This window comes from Acuticoccus sediminis (genome assembly GCF_003258595.1).
GTDB lineage: Bacteria > Pseudomonadota > Alphaproteobacteria > Rhizobiales > Amorphaceae > Acuticoccus > Acuticoccus sediminis.
The window spans coordinates 1-17,839 of record NZ_QHHQ01000001.1 but is presented as its reverse complement, the minus strand read 5'-3'; the positions used below and the strand labels follow the sequence as shown (position 1 = coordinate 17,839).

15 protein-coding genes are annotated in these 17,839 nt (G+C 70.0%); 12 read left to right on the top strand and 3 right to left on the bottom strand.

Translation table 11 applies throughout. The features are described from left to right. Positions 1 to 3: 3 nt before the first annotated feature. Together DLJ53_RS00075 and DLJ53_RS00070 are read right to left on the bottom strand one after the other, a co-directional pair. Positions 4 to 996 carry an NAD-dependent epimerase/dehydratase family protein gene (locus DLJ53_RS00075; protein ID WP_111341131.1) on the bottom strand — a complete coding sequence of 331 codons (993 nt, stop codon included), beginning with the start codon at positions 994 to 996 and terminating at the stop codon, positions 4 to 6. Continuing rightward, positions 997 to 2,982 (bottom strand): oxidoreductase, encoded by a 1,986-nt coding sequence (locus tag DLJ53_RS00070; RefSeq protein ID WP_202912935.1) that lies wholly within the window; start codon positions 2,980 to 2,982, stop codon positions 997 to 999. A 145-nt stretch (positions 2,983 to 3,127) separates the two neighbouring features. Between DLJ53_RS00070 and DLJ53_RS00065 the strand changes: the two genes are divergently transcribed. The 12 genes from DLJ53_RS00065 to DLJ53_RS00010 all read left to right on the top strand — a co-directional run bounded on the left by DLJ53_RS00065 (position 3,128) and on the right by DLJ53_RS00010 (position 15,703). Next, a complete protein-coding gene (locus DLJ53_RS00065; RefSeq protein WP_111341126.1) occupies positions 3,128 to 3,931 on the top strand; it encodes a GntR family transcriptional regulator in 804 nt (267 codons plus the stop codon). A gap of 14 nt (positions 3,932 to 3,945) precedes the next feature. Beyond that, positions 3,946 to 5,172, top strand: a complete 1,227-nt coding sequence (locus DLJ53_RS00060; protein ID WP_111341123.1) for an ABC transporter substrate-binding protein — start codon at positions 3,946 to 3,948, stop codon at positions 5,170 to 5,172. 90 nt (positions 5,173 to 5,262) lie between these two features. Continuing rightward, positions 5,263 to 6,135, top strand: a complete 873-nt coding sequence (locus tag DLJ53_RS00055; protein ID WP_111341122.1) for a branched-chain amino acid ABC transporter permease — start codon at positions 5,263 to 5,265, stop codon at positions 6,133 to 6,135. After that, on the top strand, positions 6,132 to 7,103 hold the full coding sequence (locus tag DLJ53_RS00050) for a branched-chain amino acid ABC transporter permease (RefSeq protein ID WP_202912934.1): 972 nt from the start codon (positions 6,132 to 6,134) through the stop codon (positions 7,101 to 7,103). The genes DLJ53_RS00055 and DLJ53_RS00050 overlap by 4 nt, the downstream gene beginning before the upstream one ends. Continuing rightward, positions 7,103 to 7,852, top strand: coding sequence for an ABC transporter ATP-binding protein (locus DLJ53_RS00045; protein WP_111341119.1), 750 nt, complete (start codon positions 7,103 to 7,105; stop codon positions 7,850 to 7,852). The genes DLJ53_RS00050 and DLJ53_RS00045 overlap by 1 nt, the downstream gene beginning before the upstream one ends. Continuing rightward, the gene (locus DLJ53_RS00040; protein WP_111341118.1) at positions 7,845 to 8,546 is read left to right on the top strand and encodes an ABC transporter ATP-binding protein; all 702 of its coding nucleotides are present in this window, start codon (positions 7,845 to 7,847) and stop codon (positions 8,544 to 8,546) included. Before DLJ53_RS00045 ends, DLJ53_RS00040 begins: the two co-directional genes overlap by 8 nt. A 25-nt stretch (positions 8,547 to 8,571) precedes the next feature. Beyond that, positions 8,572 to 9,453, top strand: coding sequence for an isocitrate lyase/PEP mutase family protein (locus DLJ53_RS00035; RefSeq protein ID WP_111341115.1), 882 nt, complete (start codon positions 8,572 to 8,574; stop codon positions 9,451 to 9,453). Further along, the gene (locus DLJ53_RS00030) at positions 9,450 to 11,132 is read left to right on the top strand and encodes a hydantoinase B/oxoprolinase family protein (protein ID WP_111341112.1); all 1,683 of its coding nucleotides are present in this window, start codon (positions 9,450 to 9,452) and stop codon (positions 11,130 to 11,132) included. The genes DLJ53_RS00035 and DLJ53_RS00030 overlap by 4 nt, the downstream gene beginning before the upstream one ends. Next, positions 11,129 to 13,186, top strand: a complete 2,058-nt coding sequence (locus tag DLJ53_RS00025; RefSeq protein ID WP_111341110.1) for a hydantoinase/oxoprolinase family protein — start codon at positions 11,129 to 11,131, stop codon at positions 13,184 to 13,186. Before DLJ53_RS00030 ends, DLJ53_RS00025 begins: the two co-directional genes overlap by 4 nt. Further along, a complete protein-coding gene (locus tag DLJ53_RS00020) occupies positions 13,183 to 13,797 on the top strand; it encodes a cysteine hydrolase family protein (RefSeq protein WP_111341108.1) in 615 nt (204 codons plus the stop codon). The genes DLJ53_RS00025 and DLJ53_RS00020 overlap by 4 nt, the downstream gene beginning before the upstream one ends. Then, entirely contained in the window at positions 13,794 to 15,191 is a 1,398-nt protein-coding gene (locus DLJ53_RS00015) for an FAD-dependent oxidoreductase (RefSeq protein WP_111341106.1), read from the top strand. Before DLJ53_RS00020 ends, DLJ53_RS00015 begins: the two co-directional genes overlap by 4 nt. An 83-nt stretch (positions 15,192 to 15,274) precedes the next feature. Continuing rightward, positions 15,275 to 15,703 carry an organic hydroperoxide resistance protein gene (locus DLJ53_RS00010; protein WP_111341104.1) on the top strand — a complete coding sequence of 143 codons (429 nt, stop codon included), beginning with the start codon at positions 15,275 to 15,277 and terminating at the stop codon, positions 15,701 to 15,703. Positions 15,704 to 15,785: 82 nt separating this feature from the next. Here the strand turns inward: DLJ53_RS00010 and DLJ53_RS00005 are convergent, their stop codons facing one another. Further along, positions 15,786 to 17,504, bottom strand: coding sequence for a B12-binding domain-containing radical SAM protein (locus DLJ53_RS00005; protein WP_162408733.1), 1,719 nt, complete (start codon positions 17,502 to 17,504; stop codon positions 15,786 to 15,788). Between the last annotated feature and the right edge of the window lie 335 nt (positions 17,505 to 17,839).

Sequence of the window (17,839 nt, the reverse complement as noted above, 5' to 3'; positions counted from 1 at the left end):
GGCTCAGCGGCTTTCCAGCGCCTCGAAGCCCGCGGCGCCGAACTCGGCGACCCATTCGGCGTAGTCAGCCGCGGCCTCGGCCGGGGGCATGAAGCGGAAGCCGAAGTCCTCGGCGAGGCGGGTGTTGGAGAGGGCCGAGCGCTTGCGCGTCAGGTCGTCGTTGTAGGAGAGGTTCGTCTCCCCGGCGGACCAGTCGATCGAGGGGATCCGCGCGCTTAGCGCCTCGCACAGCAGCGCCGGGTCCCACGTTTCGCCGAGGCTGATGTTGTAGATATCGTGCGGCAGCGTGTCCCGCGTCAGCAGGAGCGAGAAGACGCGGGCGACGTCGCGGGCCGAGGTCCAGTCGCGCCAGCCGCCCCGCGAGATGACGATCGGCTGGTCCGTCAGCGCCTTGCGGGCGATCTGGTAGGGCGGGCTCAGCGTCTCGCGCGCGCCGGTGTCGTGCTCCCACGCACCGAACACGGCCGTGATGCGCCCGCACACCGCGGAGAGGCCGTGGCGCGCGGCGGCGTCGCGGATCAGCCGCTCACAGGCGAGCTTGGTGAAGCCGTAGAGGGCGGTGGGCGTCGGCGCGTGCGCTTCGGTGACGGGGCCGGCGTCGAACGCGTAGCCGGTGTAGACGGCGGTCGAGCTTGGGTAGACGAAGCGGACGATCTCCACCTCGCGGGCGAGTTCCAGCAGGACCGCGGTCGAGACGACGTTGATGTCGACGACGTCGGTCGCCGGGGCGATGGTGCCGGCGACGCCGAGGGTGATCGCCGCGCCGTGGAAGATGCGGTCGACGCCGTAGTCCTTCAGGACCGCGCGCATCGCGGCGGCGTCGCGCACGTCCGCGGTCACGGGATGCAGCGTACCCGGCCGCCGCGCGAACCGGTCGCGCACGATCTGCGGCAGCGGGCGGTTGCCGAGGGCGACGACGGTGTGTCCGTCGTCGAGCAGGCGTTCCACCACGTTGAGGCCGACGAACCCGCCGGCTCCGGTCACCAGTATCGACACTTACGCAATCTCCCGAGCGGTCTTGTGGCCGTGGAAGACGGCCTCGAGGGCGGTTCTGGGGGCGACGTTGTCGCCGACCTGGCGGACCGGGATGCCACGGCGCTTGAGCTCGCGGTAGAGCGACTGGTCCGCAAAATTGTGCTGGGCGAAGACGAGCGCGCCGAAGGGGCCGTGGGCCTCGCGCTCGCCGGTGGAGACGTCCTCGACGTCGAGCGTCGTGCCGTCCCAGGCGAGCACCTTGCGCAGCGGCATCAGCTTCACCTTGCGCTCGCGCAGCCGCCTGGAGGTCGCCAGCGTGGAGTAGATCGTCGTGCGCCAGGCGAAGGCGTTGATCGGCAGGAACACGGTGACGCGCTTGCCGAGGTCGGCGAGGTGCTCGATCGCGGCGAGCGCGGTCCACTCGCCGGTGACGTCCGCCACCGCGACGGCGCCGCCCAGGGCATCCGGGTCGGCGATCACTTCGGTGACCGTCACCGTCCGCCCGCCGCCGGGAACGTGCTGGCGGACGGGGTCGGAGCCGGTGGCGAGCACCACGGTGTCGGCGCCGAAGGCGGCGATGGCGTCCGCGTCAGCGGCCTCGCCGTATGCGACGCGCACCTGGAGGCGGGCGAGGGCGCTCCGCTCGAACGCGAGGAAGTCGCCGAACTTCGACCGCTTCGGCATGGCGGCCGCGGTGGCGAGCTGGCCGCCGAGGCCGTCGGTGCGTTCCCAGAGCGTGACGTTGTGGCCCCGGCTGGCGGCGACGCGGGCCGCCTCGAGCCCGGCCGGGCCGCCGCCGACGACGAGGACGCGGCGCGGTTGGGTGGCGGGCGCATCCTCGGGCTCGGACCATTCGGCCTCGAGCCCGGCGACCGGGTTCACCAGGCAGCGGATGGGGAGGTTCTTCTCCAGCATCCCCGCGCAGCCCTGGTCGCAGGCGATGCAGGGGCGGATCTCGTCCTCCCGCCCCTCCAGCGTCTTCTTCACGATGGCGGGCTCGGCGAGGTGGGCGCGGGCCATGCCGACGGCGTCGGCGCGGCCGGAGGCGATCATCTCCTCGGCCTCGGCGAGGCGGGAGAAGCGGCAGACGGCGAAGACCGGCGTCTCGTGCCCGGCGGCGCGCAGGGCGGCCCGGATCCGCTCGGGGAGCGTGCGGAAGGGAGCCGGGTCGATGGCCATGTCCGCCATCTGCGTCGCGAGGGAATAGCTCGCGTGGTAGGCCGAGTGCGACACGTTGACGAAGTCGACGGGGACGGCCTGCGCCAGCATCGGCACCATGCGCTCGACCTCCTCGATATGGAGGGCGTTGTCCACGTACTCGTCGCCGCTGACGCGGATACCGAGGGTGATGTCCGGGCCGATGGCGGCGCGCACGGCGGCGAGCACCGCGAGCGGGAAGCGCAGGCGGTTCTCCGTCGTGCCGCCGTACGTGTCCTCGCGCTGGTTGGAGAGGGGGGAGAGAAACTGCTGCAGCAGGTGGCCATGGCCCATCTGCAGCTCGATCCCCTCGAACCCCGCCTCCACGAGATTGAGGGCGGTGACGACGTGGCCTTCGATCACCTCGGCCATGTCGTCCTCGTCCATCGGACGGGGCGGCAGGGCGGTGGTCGACCACGGGATCGGCGACGGGCCCCAGGACACGGTGCGCTCGAAGTCGCCCTCGACCTGCCGGCCGAGGTGAATGATCTGGCCGAGGATGCGCGTGTCGTGCGCCTTCACCGCGTCGGTGACGCGGCGGAACGGGGCGATGCAGGCCGGGTCGAAGCCGCAGACGGCCTGCGGGCGGCCGAGCGAGTTCGCCGTAACCCGGATCGACTCGAAGATGATCGCCCCGACCCCGCCCCTGGCGCGCGCCTCGTGGTAGGCCCGGTGGCGGTCGCTCGGCAGGTGGTCCTCGCCGTAGTTGGTGGTATGGGCGGGGACGAAGATCCGATTGCGGAAGGTCAGATTGCCGACCCGGAGCGGTTCCAAGACACGCGACAGGTGCTCTGCCATAAGCTCAGCCAAAGTCCGTTCGTAGGATTGGCGCGTGACCGTGAGCGGTGCTCGGTGTTTGGTCATGCACACGCAGGCATCATATTCGGCTTGACGAGAGCTGTCACGCCTTTCATACAATGCTTGTATCAAGATTGATACCGATGGAGGCCGCGGTATGAGGGAGGCAACGGAGCCGTTGAAGACGCAACGCGTCTACCTCTTGCTCCGCGACCAGATCGCCGCCGGACAGCTTCCGGCGGGCAGCCGCCTTCCCGCAGAACCCGCGCTCGCCGACGCCTTCAACGTCTCCCGCGTCACCATCCGCCGTGCGCTGGAGCGGCTGGCGGCCGAACAGCTCATCGACAAGCGGCCCGGCTCCGGAACCTTCGTGCGCAAGGACGTCGCCAAGCGCCAGGGCATCATCGCCGATGTCGCCAACGTCTTCACGCACCTGCGCGAGATGGGCCGCTCGACGGAAGCGCGGCTCCTCACCTTCGCCTACCAGATGCCGACGGAATGGATCCGCGACGCCCTCAGGATGGAGGACGACGAGCGCGTCCAGGTGTCCGTGCGCGTGCGCCACGTGGACGGTGTGCCGTTCTCGTACCTCACCGCGTCCGTCCCCGAGCGCATCGGCCGTGCCTACTCGCGCGAGGACCTCGCCGCCCTGCCGCTGCTGGAGCTGATCGAGCGCAGCGGCCACAGTGCCGAGACCGCGACGCAGGACATCAGCGCGACGCTCGCCAGCCCCGACGTCGCGGAGGCGCTCGACCTCTCGGTCGGCGCGCCGCTGATCTCGCTCACCCGCGCGGTGTACGGCCGCGACGGGGAGGGGCTCGAATACCTGCAGGCGCTCTACCGGCCCGACCGGTACAGCCTGCAGATGGATCTCGTTCGGACCAGGGGCGAAGGCGAAAGCCGCTGGAGCCCGGCTGCGACCGTCCCGGCGGCACCCACGCCGGGCGATCAGGATCGATAAAAAAGGGGGAGAGCATGACGAACAAACTGTACGGACAGTCCCGCCGGACGGTCCTCAAGAGTGGTGTAGCCGCCGCGGCGGTGCTGGCCGCCCCGGGCATCCTGCGCGCGCAGAGCCCGGCGCCGGTCAAGGTGGGCCTGCTGCAGCCGATCTCGGGCGCCTTCGCGCTCGACGGTGACCTCGCCCGCATCGGCGCCGAGCAGGCCGTCAAGGAAATCAACGAGGCCGGTGGCATCAAGGCGCTGGACGGCGCTCCGATCGAGCTCGTCGTCGGCGACTCGCGCTCCAACGCCGAGGCCGGCGCCCAGGCGACCGAGGACCTCAACGCGGCCGGCGTCGCGGGCGTGCTCGGCGGCTTCGCCAGCGGCATCGCGCTGACCGCTACGCAGGCCGCCTCGCGCTACAACCTGCCCTACATCGTCGACTGCGCGGTGTCGGACACGATCACCCAGCGCGGCCTGAAGAACACCTTCCGCTTCAACCCGAACTTCTCGATGGCGACGGACACGGCGCTCAAGAACCTCGTGAAGCTCAACGACGACGCCGGCAAGCCGGCCAAGACCGTCGCGCTGGTGCACGAGGACGGCCTGTTCGGCTCCGGTCTCGCGACCATCATGAAGAACCGCCTGCCCGAGCTCGGCTTCGAGATCATCGAGACGATCTCCCACCCGACCCCGGCGCGCGACATGTCCAACGTCGTGCTGCGCCTGCGTTCGCTGCGTCCGGACCTCGTCATCCCGTCCATGTACTACAACGAGTTCGTGCTGCTCGCCCGCACCATGCAGCAGCAGCGCGTCAAGCCGATGGGCGTCTACGCCGTATTCGGCGGCGCGGCGTCCTCCTACCGCTTCGTGAACGAGTTCCCGGAGGCGGCCGAGGGCGTGATGGACTGCAACCACTGGGGCGATCCGAAGAACCCCAAGTCGGCCGAGCTGAAGACGATCGTCGAGGAGCAGGGCAAGTTCTACGCCTACAACACGCCGATCAACTACTCGGTCGTGAAGGTGTTCGCCCAGGCGCTGGAGAAGGCCGGCTCCACCGACAAGGAGGCGATCATCGAGGCGCTCTCCACCCAGGAGTTCGAGAGCGGCGTGATGCCCTACGGCATGTCGAAGTTCGACGAGACGGGCCAGAACACCAGCGCGTTGCCGCTCAACACCCAGGTGCAGGGTGGCGACATCAACGTGATCTACCCGGAAGAGTTCGCGCAGGCCGCGCCGGTCTTCCCGGCCAACAAGTAACACCCCGGAGCGGGCCGCACGGCCCCTCCCGGACCCCGCGGCGGGGGGCACGACGGTCCCCCGTTCCCCATTGTCCGAGCGAAAGCGCGTATGTATTCGCCGATCATAGTCGCTGAAGCCCTGATCAACGGCCTGATGCTGGGAGCGGTGTACGCGCTCGTGGCGCTCGGGCTGACGCTGATCTACGGCGTCCTCCACATCGTGAACTTCGCCCACGGCGCGCTGCTGACGGTGGCGATGTTCGGGGTGTGGATCTGTTCCGCCACGCTGGGCCTCGACCCGTACCTGTCGATCCTCGTCGTCGGGCCGGTCATGTTCGGCATCGGCTACAGCCTGCAGCGCTACATCATCGGCCCCGCCTCGCACGGCAGCGACAACAACATCCTGCTGGTGACACTGGGCCTCTCCATCGTGATCGAGAACGTGCTGCTCGCGGTCTTCCAGTCCGACACGCGCACCATCTCGACCGACTACGCTTTCGAGGTGATCGAGGCTGGGCCGCTGCTCCTGTCGTACCCGCGCGTCATCGGGCTCGGTGTCGCGATCGTGACGGCGATCGCCCTCTGGATCGTGCTCAACCAGACCAGGATCGGCCGCGCCATCCGCGCCGTCGCCAAGGAGAAGACGGGCGCCAGCCTCTCCGGCATCGACGTGCCGAAGATCTACGCGATCACCTTCGCGCTCGGCTGCACCTGCCTCGCGGTCGCGGCCGGCCTCCTGATGCCGACCTTCTACGTCAACCCGCGCACCGGCGCGGCGTTCGTGCTGGTCGCCTTCACCATCGTGGTGCTGGGCGGCATGGGGTCGATCACCGGCGCCCTCGTCGGCGGGCTGCTGATCGGCGTCGTGGAGAGCGCGTCGAGCCTCTATCTCGGCGACAGCCTCGGCCAGATCGGCATCTTCCTCATCTTCATCCTGGTCCTGCTCTTCAAGCCGACGGGCCTCTTCGGAGCGCGCCAGTGAGCACCCGCGACTTCATTCCGGCGCTCGTCGCGCTGGTCATCCTCGCCGCGCTGCCGTTCGCGGGGTTGTCGGGCAGCCTGATGAACCTCCTCATCTTCACGCTGATCGTGACGATGACGGCGCAGGGCTGGAACATCCTCGGCGGCTTTGGCGGTCAGACCTCGTTCGGCCACGCCGCCTTCTTCGGGACCGGCGCCTACACGACGGCGATCCTGCAGATCACCTTCGGCATCAACGCCTGGGCCGGTCTCGTCGCCGGCATCGCGGCGGGCGCGCTCGTCGGCGCCTTCATCGGCGCGGTGTCGTTCCGCTCGGGCCTGCGCGGCTCGTACTTCGCGCTGGTGACGCTCGCCTTCGCCGAGGTGCTGCGGATCTGCGCCAACTCGGCGTCCTTCACCGGCGGCGCCGCGGGGCTGCTCGTCCCGATCGACTACGGCGCGTGGAACCTTCAGTTCGAGGACCGCCGCATCTTCGCCCTCATCCTGGTCGCGTTCGTCGGCGTGGTGCTCCTGATCACGCGCTGGCTCGAACGCTCGCGGTTCGGCGCCCACCTGGTAGCGGTGCGCGAGAACGAGGAGGCCGCGCAGGCGCTCGGCGTCGACGTCTTCCGCGTCAAGCTCGGCGGCATCACGCTGTCAGCCGCGGTGACCGCGGCGGCGGGCTGCCTCTACACCCAGAACTACCTCTTCATCGACGCCAACGTGGCGTACGGCACGTGGATTTCCATCGAGGCGCTGTTCGCCGCCATCGTCGGCGGGCTCGGCACGATGCTGGGGCCGCTCCTCGGCGCGGTCGTGCTGCACGGCCTGTCGGAGATCACCAAGACCTTCTCCGGCAACATCCCCGGGCTGGACCTCGCGGTCTTCGGCGTCATCCTGGTGCTGACCGTGGCGTTCGCGCCGACGGGCATCACCGGCCTCGCGTCGCGCCTCTTCGGCCGTCGCCGGACGCGGACGGAGGACGCGTGATGCTGAAGGTCGACGGACTGACCAAGCGCTTCTCGGGCCTCGTCGCGGTCAACAACGTCTCGCTGGAGGTGCCGCAGGGCGCCATCGCCGGGCTGATCGGCCCCAACGGCGCCGGCAAGACGACGCTGTTCGCGATGATCGCCGGCTTCCTGCCGCCGACCGAGGGCCGCGTCGTCTACGAGGGCGAGGACATCACCCGCGAGAAGCCGCACGTGCGGGCCCGCCGCGGCCTCGCGCGGACGTTCCAGATCGTGAAGCCGTTCGCGGGCCTGTCGGTGCGCGAGAACATCGCGGTCGGCGCCTATCTGCACACCCGCCACCGGCGTGAGGCGATGGCGAAGGCGCAGGACGTGGCGATGCGCGTCGGCCTCGGCTCCCAGCTCGACCGGCCCGCGTCCGGGCTCACCGTCGCCGGGCGCAAGCGGCTGGAGCTCGCCCGGGCGCTGGCGACGTCGCCCAGGCTGCTCCTGCTCGACGAGGTGCTCGCCGGGCTCAACCCGTCCGAGATCCGCGACATCCTGCCGATCGTGCGGGCCATCCGCGACCAGGACGGCGTCACCATTCTGATGATCGAGCACATCATGCAGGCCGTGATGGACCTTTGCGAGCACGTCACCGTCATCAATCAGGGCGCGGTGATCGCGGCCGGCACGCCGCAGCAGGTGTGCGTCGACCCGACGGTGATCGAGGCCTACCTCGGCCACGGCGCGGCCGGGCGGATGCAGCAGCAGGCGGGCTCCCATGCTTGAGGTCTCCGCCATCCGCGCCGGCTACGGCGGCACCGAGGTGCTGCGCGGCATCGACCTCAAGGTCGACGCCGGCGAGATCGTCGCCGTGCTCGGCGCCAACGGCGTCGGCAAGACGACCCTCAACATGGTGCTGTCGGGCCTCGTGAAGCGCGACAGCGGCGCCGTCGTGTTCGACGGCGAGCGGATCGACGGCCTCCCGGCGCCGGAGATCGTCGCCAGGGGGCTGATCCACGTGCCGGAAGGGCGGCGGATCTTCCCGAACCTTTCGGTGCGCGAGAACCTCGAGTGCGGCTGCTACCGCCGGGCCGGGGCGGCGCGCAAAACCAACCTGGAGCGGGTGTTCGCGACCTTCCCGCGCCTCAAGGAACGTCACCGCCAGTCGGCGGGGACGCTGTCGGGCGGTGAACAGCAGATGCTGGCCATCGGCCGCGGCATGATGGGAGAGCCAAAGCTCCTCATCCTCGACGAGCCTTCGCTCGGCCTCTCCCCGCTCCTGGTGGAGGAGATGTTCGCGCTCATTGCGGAGCTCAACACGAGCGGTCTGCCCATCATGCTGGTGGAGCAGAACGTCGTCCAATCGCTTCAGCTCGCGTCGCGGGCGTACATCCTCGAGAACGGGCAGGTCGCACTGTCCGGTCCGGCCGAGACGCTGCGGGACGATCCCGAGCTGAAGCGCGCGTATCTGGGCCTCTGAGGGCTTCAAACCAAGGACTACAAGAATGCGCTTGAGGGAGCGACTTCAAGACAAGCGGCCGGTCGTGGCGCCCGGCGTTTACGACGCCCTGACGGCCTCGATCGCCACGGATGCCGGTTTCGAGCTCCTGTATCTGTCGGGTGCGGCGATCGCCTACACGCGGCTCGGCCGGCCCGACATCGGCCTCGTGTCCATGAACGAGGTCGCCGACACCATCGCCCTGGTGCGCGACCGCGTGCCGACGCCGTTCATCGTCGACGCCGACAACGGCTACGGCAACGCGCTCAACGTGGAGCGCACGGTGCGCACGTTCGAGCGCGCCGGCGCAACCGCGATCCAGCTCGAAGACCAGACGATGCCCAAGCGCTGCGGGCACCTGCGCGACAAGTCGCTGATCACCGCCGGCGAGATGGTCGGCAAGGTGAAGGCCGCCGTCGACGCGCGCGTCAGCGAGGACACGCTGATCGTCGCGCGGACCGACGCCGTGGCGGTGGAAGGCTTCGAGCGCGCCATCGACCGCGCGCGCGCCTACGCCGAGGCGGGGGCGGACATCCTCTTCGTCGAGGCGCCGCGTTCGGAGGACCAGCTCAAGGCCGTGACCGCGGCGCTCGGCGGCATGAGGCCCCTTCTCGCCAACATGGTGGAGGGCGGCGACACGCCGATCTCCTCCGCCGACGAGCTGGGCGCGCTGGGCTTCTCCATCGTGATCTTCCCCGGCGGCATCGTCCGCGCTCTCGCCCGCCACGCGCAGGACTACTACCGCTCGCTGGCCACGAACGGCTCCAACCGTCCGTTCGCCGACAGGATGTTCGACTTCACGAACCTCAACGCGCTGATCGGCACGCCCGAGATGCTGGAGCGCGGCAGGGCCTACGAGACCCCCGACACCGAAGAGGACGTGGCGTGAGCGCGCTCGATCCAGTCACCCTCGCCGTCCTCAAGGGGCGGCTCGAGCAGATCGTCGACGAGATGGACGCGACGCTCTACCGCTCGGCCTTCAACCCGACCATCGCCGAGGCGAAGGACGCCTGTCACGGCCTCTACCACGCCGAGACCGGAGAGACGCTGGTGCAGGGCGCCAACGGCCTGCCGATCTTCGTCGGGGCGATGGCGTTCGCGGTGAAGGCGGTCATCGACAAGGTGGCAAGGGACGGCGGGCTGAAGGAGGGCGACACCTTCATCTTCAACGACCCGTACGACGGTGGCACGCACCTCAACGACTTCCGCCTCGTGCGGCCGATCTTCCGCGACGGCACGCTCTTCTGCTGGATGGCATCGGTGGGCCACTGGCTGGACGTCGGCGGCAACGTCCCCGGCGGCTACAACCCGAAGGCCACCGAAAGCTTCCAGGAAGGCGCGCGCATCCCGCCGGTGAAGCTCATCCGCGCCGGCGAGATGCAGCAGGACATCCTCGACATCATCGATGCGATGGCGCGCGTGCCGATGTCCAACTGGGGTGACCTCAACGGCCAGCTCAACGCCCTCGACCTCGGCGAGAAGCGCCTCGTCGCGCTGCTCGACGAGTACGGCGACGCGACGATCTCCACCGCGTTCGAGGCCTTCTCGGATCGTGCCGAGGCGCTGATGCGCGCGGCCATCGAGGCGCTGCCGGACGGGCGCTACTCGTTCGAGGACGTCCTCGATAACGACGGCATCGTCGACGAGATGCTGACCGTCGCGCTCGACCTCACGATCGCCGGCGACACGATGACGCTCGACTTCTCGCGATCCTCGCCGGGGCCGCAGGGGCCGATCAACATCTCGCGCGCGACGACGATCGCCGCCTGCTACGTGGCGCTGAAGCACGTCTTCACCGACGTTCCGGCCAACGCCGGGTGCCTTCGCCCGATCTCGTTCGAGATCACCGACGGCTCCCTCCTCGGCGCCAAGGCGCCGAAGCCGACGGCGGGCTACACCGAGACAATCCTGCGCCTCATCGGCGTCGTCTTCGGTGCCATCGCCCAGGCGGATCCGTCGCGCGCCATGGCCGCCCCGTTCGGCACCATCAACGCGCTCTCCATCGCGGGCTACCGTGGCGACGGCTCGCGCTGGGTGATGTTCTCGTTCTTCGGCGGCGGCCTCGGCGGCAACCCGGAGACGGACGGCCTCAACCACGCCAACAACCCCATCTCCACGGCGACGATCCCGCCCATCGAGATCCTGGAAGCCGCCTATCCGGTGATGTTCACCCAGTGGGCGCTGCGGCCGGACTCGGCGGGCGCGGGCGAGCACCGCGGCGGCGTCGGCGCGATCTACGAGATCGAGCCGCTGACGGACGCGGACGTGTCGCTGCTCGGCGAACGCGGCAAGGCGGCCCCGTTCGGCGTCGTCGGCGGCGGCGAGGCGGCGACGAACCGCTTCACCTGGCAGTCGGACGAGGGCGAGAAGTCGCCGCCGATGGTGTCCAAGATCACCGGCGTGCGCGTCCGCGCCGGGCAGCGGGTACGGCTGGAGTCGCCCGGCGGCGGCGGCTGGGGCGACCCGTCGAAGCGCGACCCCGAGGCCGTGCGGCGCGACGTGCGCCTCGGCTTCGTCAGCGCCGAGGTGGCGCGTGATGTCTACGGAATGAAAGAGGCGGCCGAGTGAGCGCGCTGGGTAAGATCGTCGGCGTCGACGTCGGCGGCACGTTTACGGACCTGTTCTACTACGACGAGGACGCGCGCGCGTTCCGCACCAACAAGGTGCCATCGAACCGCGGCAACGAGGCCGTCGGCTTCATGGACGGCCTGTCGAGCTTCGGCGCGGTGGCGGACCTCTCCTCCATCGTCCACGGCACCACGGTCGGCACCAACGCGCTGCTGGAGCGCAAGGGGGCGAGGACCGGCCTCATCACGACCGCCGGCTTCCGCGACGTCCTCGAGATGCGCCGGCGCGACCGCCGCAAGACGTGGGGCCTCTGGGGCGACTTCGTGCCGGTGGTCGACCGCGACATGCGCCTCGAGGTGGCCGAGCGCACCCTCGCCGACGGGACGGTGCGCGTCGCGCTCGACCCCGCCGAGGTCGAGGAAGCGGCGAAGGCGCTGATCGCGAAGGGGGCGGAGGCGCTCGCCATCGTCTTCGTCAACGCCTACGCCAATCCCGCCAACGAGGAGGCCGCGCTGGCGGCCGCCCGCAGGGTTTGGCCGAACGACTGCGTCGCCGCGTCGTCGCAGATCCTTCCCGAGATCCGCGAGTTCGAGCGTACGTCCACGACGGTGCTCAACGCCTACCTGCAACCGGTGGTCGGCTCGTATCTCGGCCGCCTCGAAGGCGCGCTCGCCGAGAACGACTTCGCCGGCCGGTTCCATATCGTGCAGTCAAACGGCGGCGTCATGTCGACCGAGATGGCGCGGCAGCTCCCCTCGCGCACCGCGCTGTCGGGGCCGGCGGCGGGCGTCATCGCGGCGGCGGCCATCGCGACGGAGGCCGGCTTCCCGAACGTCATCACCGGCGACCTCGGCGGCACGTCCTTCGACGTCTCGCTGGTGGTGGACGGCAAGACGGCGCTCTCCGCACAGACGACCATCGACTTCGGTCTCGTCATCCGCACCCCGATGATCGAGATCACCACCATCGGCGCGGGCGGCGGCTCCATCGCGCACGTCGACCGTGGCGGACTGCTGGAGGTCGGGCCGGAGAGCGCGGGCTCGGTCCCGGGCCCGGTGTGCTACGGCGGCGGCAACGACCGGCCGACGCTGACCGACGCCAACGTCGTCCTTGGCCGCATCAACGCCGACAAGCCGATCGGCGGCAAGCTCGCCAGGCTCGACGTTGAGGCCGCGAAGGCGGCCATCGCCAGGCAGGTGGGCGAGCCGCTGGGTCTCGGTGTCATGGAGGCGGCGGAGGCGATCGTGCGGATCGCCGACTCCAAGATGGCGGGTGCGATCCGCCTCATGTCCATCGAGCGGGGCCATGACCCGGCACGCTTCGCGGCGATGCCGTTCGGCGGCGGCGGCGCGCTCCATGCCGGAGCGCTGATCAAGGACGTCGGCCTCAAGGCGGCGCTCGTCCCGCGCTATCCCGGGGTGACGTCGGCGCTCGGCTGCGTCATCGCCGACATCCGCCACGACCAGGTGCAGACGGTGAACGTCGCCCTCGAGGGCATCGACATCGAGTCGCTCGACAGGCGGATGGCGCACGAGGCGCGCGCCACGCGCGAGGTGGTCGAGAACGCCCGCCTCGCCGTGGAGCGAATCGAGACGCGCTTCGAGCTCGACATGCACTACATCGGCCAGACGCACACCATCAGCGTCACCGTTCCGGCCGAGCTGAAGGGCGACACCACCGGCGTCTCCGAGGCGATGATCCGCGAGGCGTTCGAGACGGCCTACCAGCGCTCGTTCAGCCGTCTGCTGCCGGGCGTGCCGATGAAGATCGTCAACCTGCGCACCAGCGCCATCGGCATTCGGCCGAGCTTCGACATGGCCGCGCTGGCGCCGCAGAACGCGACCACCATCGCCGCCGCCCGAACAGGCACGCGCGACGTGTGGTTCTCCGGCGCCTGGCACGAGACGGCGATCTACGCCCGCCTCGACCTGCCGGTGGGGGCCGAGATCGACGGCCCCGCCATCCTGGAACAGCCCGACGCCACAACCGTCGTCGACCCGGACCTGAAGGCCCGCGTCGACCGGTTCGGCAACGTGATCGTGGAGCGGAAATGAGCGACGCAACCATCCCCGTGGAGCAGACGGCGCTCCTGATCGTCGATCTGCAGAACGACTTCGTCCACCCGGAGGGCGCCTACGGGCGCGCCGGCCAGACGGCGGCCCCGATCGCCGCGCTGCCCGAGCGGGTGAAGCCGCTCGCCGATGCGCTGCGCCAGAAGGGCGGCTGGGTGATCTCCACCCAGTTCACGCTGGTCCCGGCCAAGGGGGGCGAGCCGATCATCTCCCCGCACCTGAAGCAGCTCCGCCCCTTCCTGAAGAAGGGCGACTTCGCACCGGGCGCCTGGGGCCATCAGCTCGTCGACACGCTCCAGCCCGCCGACCTCACGGTCGAGAAGATCGCCTATTCGGCGTTCTACATGACGCGGATGGAGTGGGTACTGAAGAAGTGCAACATCCATAAGCTCATCGTGGCCGGGATCGTCACCAACGGCGGCGTCGCCTCCACGGTGCGCGACGCCCACGTGCGCGACCTCGAGCCGGTGGTGCTGTCGGACGGCACCGCCGCCTTCTCCGAGCACGTGCACGACACGGCGATCGACGCGCTGCGCCCGGTGTGCCGCGTCGCCACGGTCGCGGAGATGACCGCCGAGGTGCTCGCCGCGTGAGCACCGTCGAGGTCTCCGATCGCGACTTCGCGCTGACCGTGCCGGTGCTCGTCATCGGCGCGGGAGCGGCGGGCCTCGTGGCCGCGCTCTCGGCGCACGAGGCGGGGGCCGAGGTGCTGGTGCTGGAGCGCGACAGCCTGCCGCGCGGCTCCACCGCGCTATCCGCCGGGCTGGTCCCGGCCGCCGGCACGCGCTGGCAGCGCGAGGCGGGGATCGAGGACGCGCCCGCCGGCTTCGCCGCCGACATCATGGCCAAGGCCCACGACGAGCCAGACCCGGCGCTCATCGCGACCGTCACCGGGGCCGTCGGTCCCGCGCTGGAGTGGCTGGGCGAGGCGCACGGGCTGCCGTTCTCGGTGGTCGACAACTTCCGCTATCCGGGCCATTCGGCCTACCGCATGCACGGGCTGCCCTCCCGCTCCGGCGAGGAACTGATCGACCGGCTGCGCCAGGCGGCCGAGGCGGCTGGCATCGACATGATCTGCGACGCGCACGTGACGACCCTGGTCGCGGCGCCCGACGGCCGGGTCCGCGGCGTGGTCGCCGGGCGGCCGGACGGGACGGCCGAGGAGATCGGCTGCGAGACGCTGATCCTCGCCTGCAATGGCTACGGCGGGAACAGGGCGCTGGTCGCGAGGCACATCCCCGAGCTGGCGGACGCGCTCTACTTCGGCCATCCCGGCAACCAGGGCGACGCGCTCCTGTGGGGCGAGGCGCTGGGGGCCACGGTGCGCGACCTCTCGGGCCATCAGGGGCACGGGTCCGTCGCCCACCCCGCGGGCATCCTTCTGACCTGGGCGACCGTCATGGAAGGCGGCTTCCAGGTGAACGCGTCCGGCGAGCGCTTCTCCAACGAGGCGACGGGCTACTCCGAGCAGGCCGCGCGGGTCCTCGAGCAGCAGGACGGGGTCGCGTGGACGATCTTCGACGCCCGCATCGCCGACATCGCCGGCCAGTTCGAGGATTATCGCAACGCCGTCGCCGCCGGCGCGGTGGTCGAGGGCGACACCGTCGCGGCGCTCGCCGAGGCCGCGCATCTCCCCCCCGACGCCCTGGAGCGGACGGCGGCTGCCGTCGACGCGGCCAAGCGCGGCGAGCGCGCCGACACGTTCGGGCGTGCCTTCGCCGGCGTCGCGCCGCTCGCCGCACCGTTCCGGGCCGTCCGCGTCACCGGGGCACTGTTCCATACGCAGGGCGGCCTCGTGGTCGACGGCGACGCGCATGTGACCCGGGCCGACGGCACGCTCCTTCCCAACCTCTACGCTGCGGGCGGGGCGGCGTGCGGCGTCTCGGGCCGCTCGGCCGCGGGCTACCTGTCCGGCAACGGGCTGCTCACGGCGGTCGCGCTGGGGCGCCTCGCGGGTCTCGCCGCCGCGCGCCAGGCCCGTGCCTGACCAACCCCTTCCGGGAGACGCGGGTCAACGCCGTCTCCGCCGGTCGGCCCGTGCCGGCCGGCCCAACTCCAGAGAGGCCACACATGGCAACGACCTATTCCACCCGCGTCACCGCGTCCGGCGGACGCCGCGGCGAGGTGAGGAGCGACGACGGAATCCTCGACCTGAAGCTCGCGATGCCGAAGGAGATGGGCGGCCTCGGCGGTGCCACGAACCCCGAGCAGCTCTTCGCCGCCGGCTACGCCGCCTGCTTCCAGAGCGCGACGATGTTCCTGATGCGAGGCAAGGACATCAAGGTCGACAACGACATGATCGAGGTCGCGGCGACCGTCGGCCTCGACCCGGTCGAGCCGGTCGGCTTCACCCTCACCGTCACGCTCGACGTCACCATCAAGGGCCTGCCGCAGGAGACGGCGGAGGGCTTCGTCGAGGCCGCGCACCAGATGTGCCCCTACTCCAAGGCGATCCGCGGCAACGTCCCGGTGACGCTGAACGTCAGGACCGTCGCCTGACTGGCCGTCGACAGCCTCTGCGCGACGCGGATGCGGCACCCTTCCGATGCGATAACCCGGGCGGGACCGGCTCCCTGGCGCGCTAGGCGCTCAGCTTGGCCGGCTCGCGCTCCACGATCTGCGGCACCGGCGTGTCCGACCCGTAGGCGTAGGTGTTCGTGATCGTGTGCTTCTGGCTGCGGAAGGACTTGTAGAGGTAGTAGAGGTGCCAGTGCTGTGCGCAGGCATTGACGAAGATCGGGAACGACGTCTCCGACCCGCCGGCATAACGCGTCCGGCCACGGAAGATCTTCGCGTAGCGCGGCATGACGTTGCCGAGCTCGCCCGCGGACTTCGCCGCCTTCGTCAGGCGCCAGAGCTGGCGCATCGCGCCGACGTAGGCCAGCGCGCGCATGGCGGCGGGAGGCTTGCCCCGCCGTGCCGCCAGCTCCTTTCGCTTCTGCCGTAGCCCCGGGAAGTTGGCGATGGTCGAGAAGTAGCGGTCGAAGTACGCCTCGGGCTCGAACAGGCGCTGATTCAGCGCGGCGCATCCCGCCGACAGCTCCTCCGGCGTCATCTGCAGCGGCTGGAAGTTGCAGTTGGGATTGTCGAGCCTGAGCCGGCCCTCCTTCTTCATCCGGTCGAAGAGCGGCGTCGTCGGTAGCACCGTCAGCGTCGCGATTCCGACGCGGGCCAGCGCCACCTCCCGCACGAACTCCTCCTGCAGTGCGAAGATCTCGGGCCCGTCGCTGTCGAACCCGACGATCATGCCGCCGGTGACGAGCAGTCCCGCCTCGCGGATCCGGGTGAGCTTGTCCGCCAGGCTGTCGCCACGGATGTTCTGCACCTTCTTCGTCTCGGCGAGCGCCGCCTCGCTGGGCGACTCGATCCCGATGAAGATGGAGCTCATCCCCGCCTCGTACATGAGCTCGAGCAGCTCCGGCTCGTCGGCGAGGTTGATGGACACCTCGGTCGCGAGCTTCAGCGGATAGTTGTTCGCCTTCTGCCAGGCCACCAGCTCGACCAGCAGCCCCTTGGCGAGCTTCTTGTTGCCGATCAGGTTGTCGTCGACGAGGAAGACCGTGCCGACGCCGCGCTTGCGGAGCACGTCGAGCTCGGCGATCACCGCGGCGGGATCCTTCGCCCGCGGCTTGCGGCCGTAGATCGTGATGATGTCGCAGAACTCGCACAGGAACGGGCACCCGCGCGAAAACTGTACCGACGCGCTAAGGTACTTCGTGTGGTCGACGAGGTCGTACCGCGGGGGCGGCAGCTTCGTCATGTCCGTCTTGGCCGACTGCTCGAGGCGCCGGGGGAGGGGGCGGCCGGCCACCACGTCCTCGACGAACCGCGGCCAGGACTCGTCCGCCTCGCCGACGAAGATCACGTCGCAGCGGTGCGAGAAGAAGTCCTCGTCGATGCTCGCGTACGGTCCGCCGACGGCGAGGATGCCGTCGAAGTCGTGCAGTTCCGCCAGGATCTCCCGCAGTCGGATGCGCTGCACGATCATCCCGGTGATGCCGATGACGTCGAAGGTTCTCAGCTCCTGGAAGTCGAGGGCGTCCGTATTCTCGTCGAAGAGGACGATCTCGTGCCGGCCGGGTACCAGGGCGGCCAGCAGCGGGAGCACCCCCGGCGCCATCGTCGCCCGCGCCCTGCTCGAGGCGAGCGGTACATAGTAGTCGTCGCCGTAGAACGACGGCTCGAATCTTGGACAGACGAGGGCAATTCTGAGGGGGCGGTCGAACACTGCCACCGGTGACGAGCGGACACGCGGCACGAACGTTCCTGAGCCGAGGTTCGGAGAGTTCTGATCGTGCATGCGCATCGCCTTATGGTTTTATAACGTTACTCTTGCTCAGCCGGCATTGAAAGTCACGGTTGTGCCACCATCCACGGCACCACGCGCACGAAGTGGACACATGTTGCCCGCCCGCCGCATCCTTGCTGCAACACCATGGCGCGAGGCTGCAGCAACAGCCGGCGGGCGCCGGCGGGGCCCCGGGCCCTCGCAGCGGGCATGGCATGCGGCGGTTTTCGGGGACTGTGGCCGCCGGAGGCGAGGCTCGGGACCGACGCGCATGGCGCGGCGCCGGATTTCCGGAGCCGGCCGGGCGGAGACGAGGCCCCGGGCCGGGTAGCGGCGGCATCAAGGTG

Bases quoted from the DNA above. Each gene is read 5' to 3' on its own strand.
- DLJ53_RS00020 (WP_111341108.1), top strand. From the start codon at position 13,183: ATGAGCGACGCAACCATCCCCGTGGAGCAGACGGCGCTCCTGATCGTC.
- DLJ53_RS00040 (WP_111341118.1), top strand. From the start codon at position 7,845: ATGCTTGAGGTCTCCGCCATCCGCGCCGGCTACGGCGGCACCGAGGTG.
- DLJ53_RS00065 (WP_111341126.1), top strand. From the start codon at position 3,128: ATGAGGGAGGCAACGGAGCCGTTGAAGACGCAACGCGTCTACCTCTTG.
- DLJ53_RS00010 (WP_111341104.1), top strand. From the start codon at position 15,275: ATGGCAACGACCTATTCCACCCGCGTCACCGCGTCCGGCGGACGCCGC.
- DLJ53_RS00005 (WP_162408733.1), bottom strand. From the start codon at position 17,504: ATGCACGATCAGAACTCTCCGAACCTCGGCTCAGGAACGTTCGTGCCG.
- DLJ53_RS00035 (WP_111341115.1), top strand. From the start codon at position 8,572: ATGCGCTTGAGGGAGCGACTTCAAGACAAGCGGCCGGTCGTGGCGCCC.
- DLJ53_RS00055 (WP_111341122.1), top strand. From the start codon at position 5,263: ATGTATTCGCCGATCATAGTCGCTGAAGCCCTGATCAACGGCCTGATG.
- DLJ53_RS00045 (WP_111341119.1), top strand. From the start codon at position 7,103: ATGCTGAAGGTCGACGGACTGACCAAGCGCTTCTCGGGCCTCGTCGCG.
- DLJ53_RS00060 (WP_111341123.1), top strand. From the start codon at position 3,946: ATGACGAACAAACTGTACGGACAGTCCCGCCGGACGGTCCTCAAGAGT.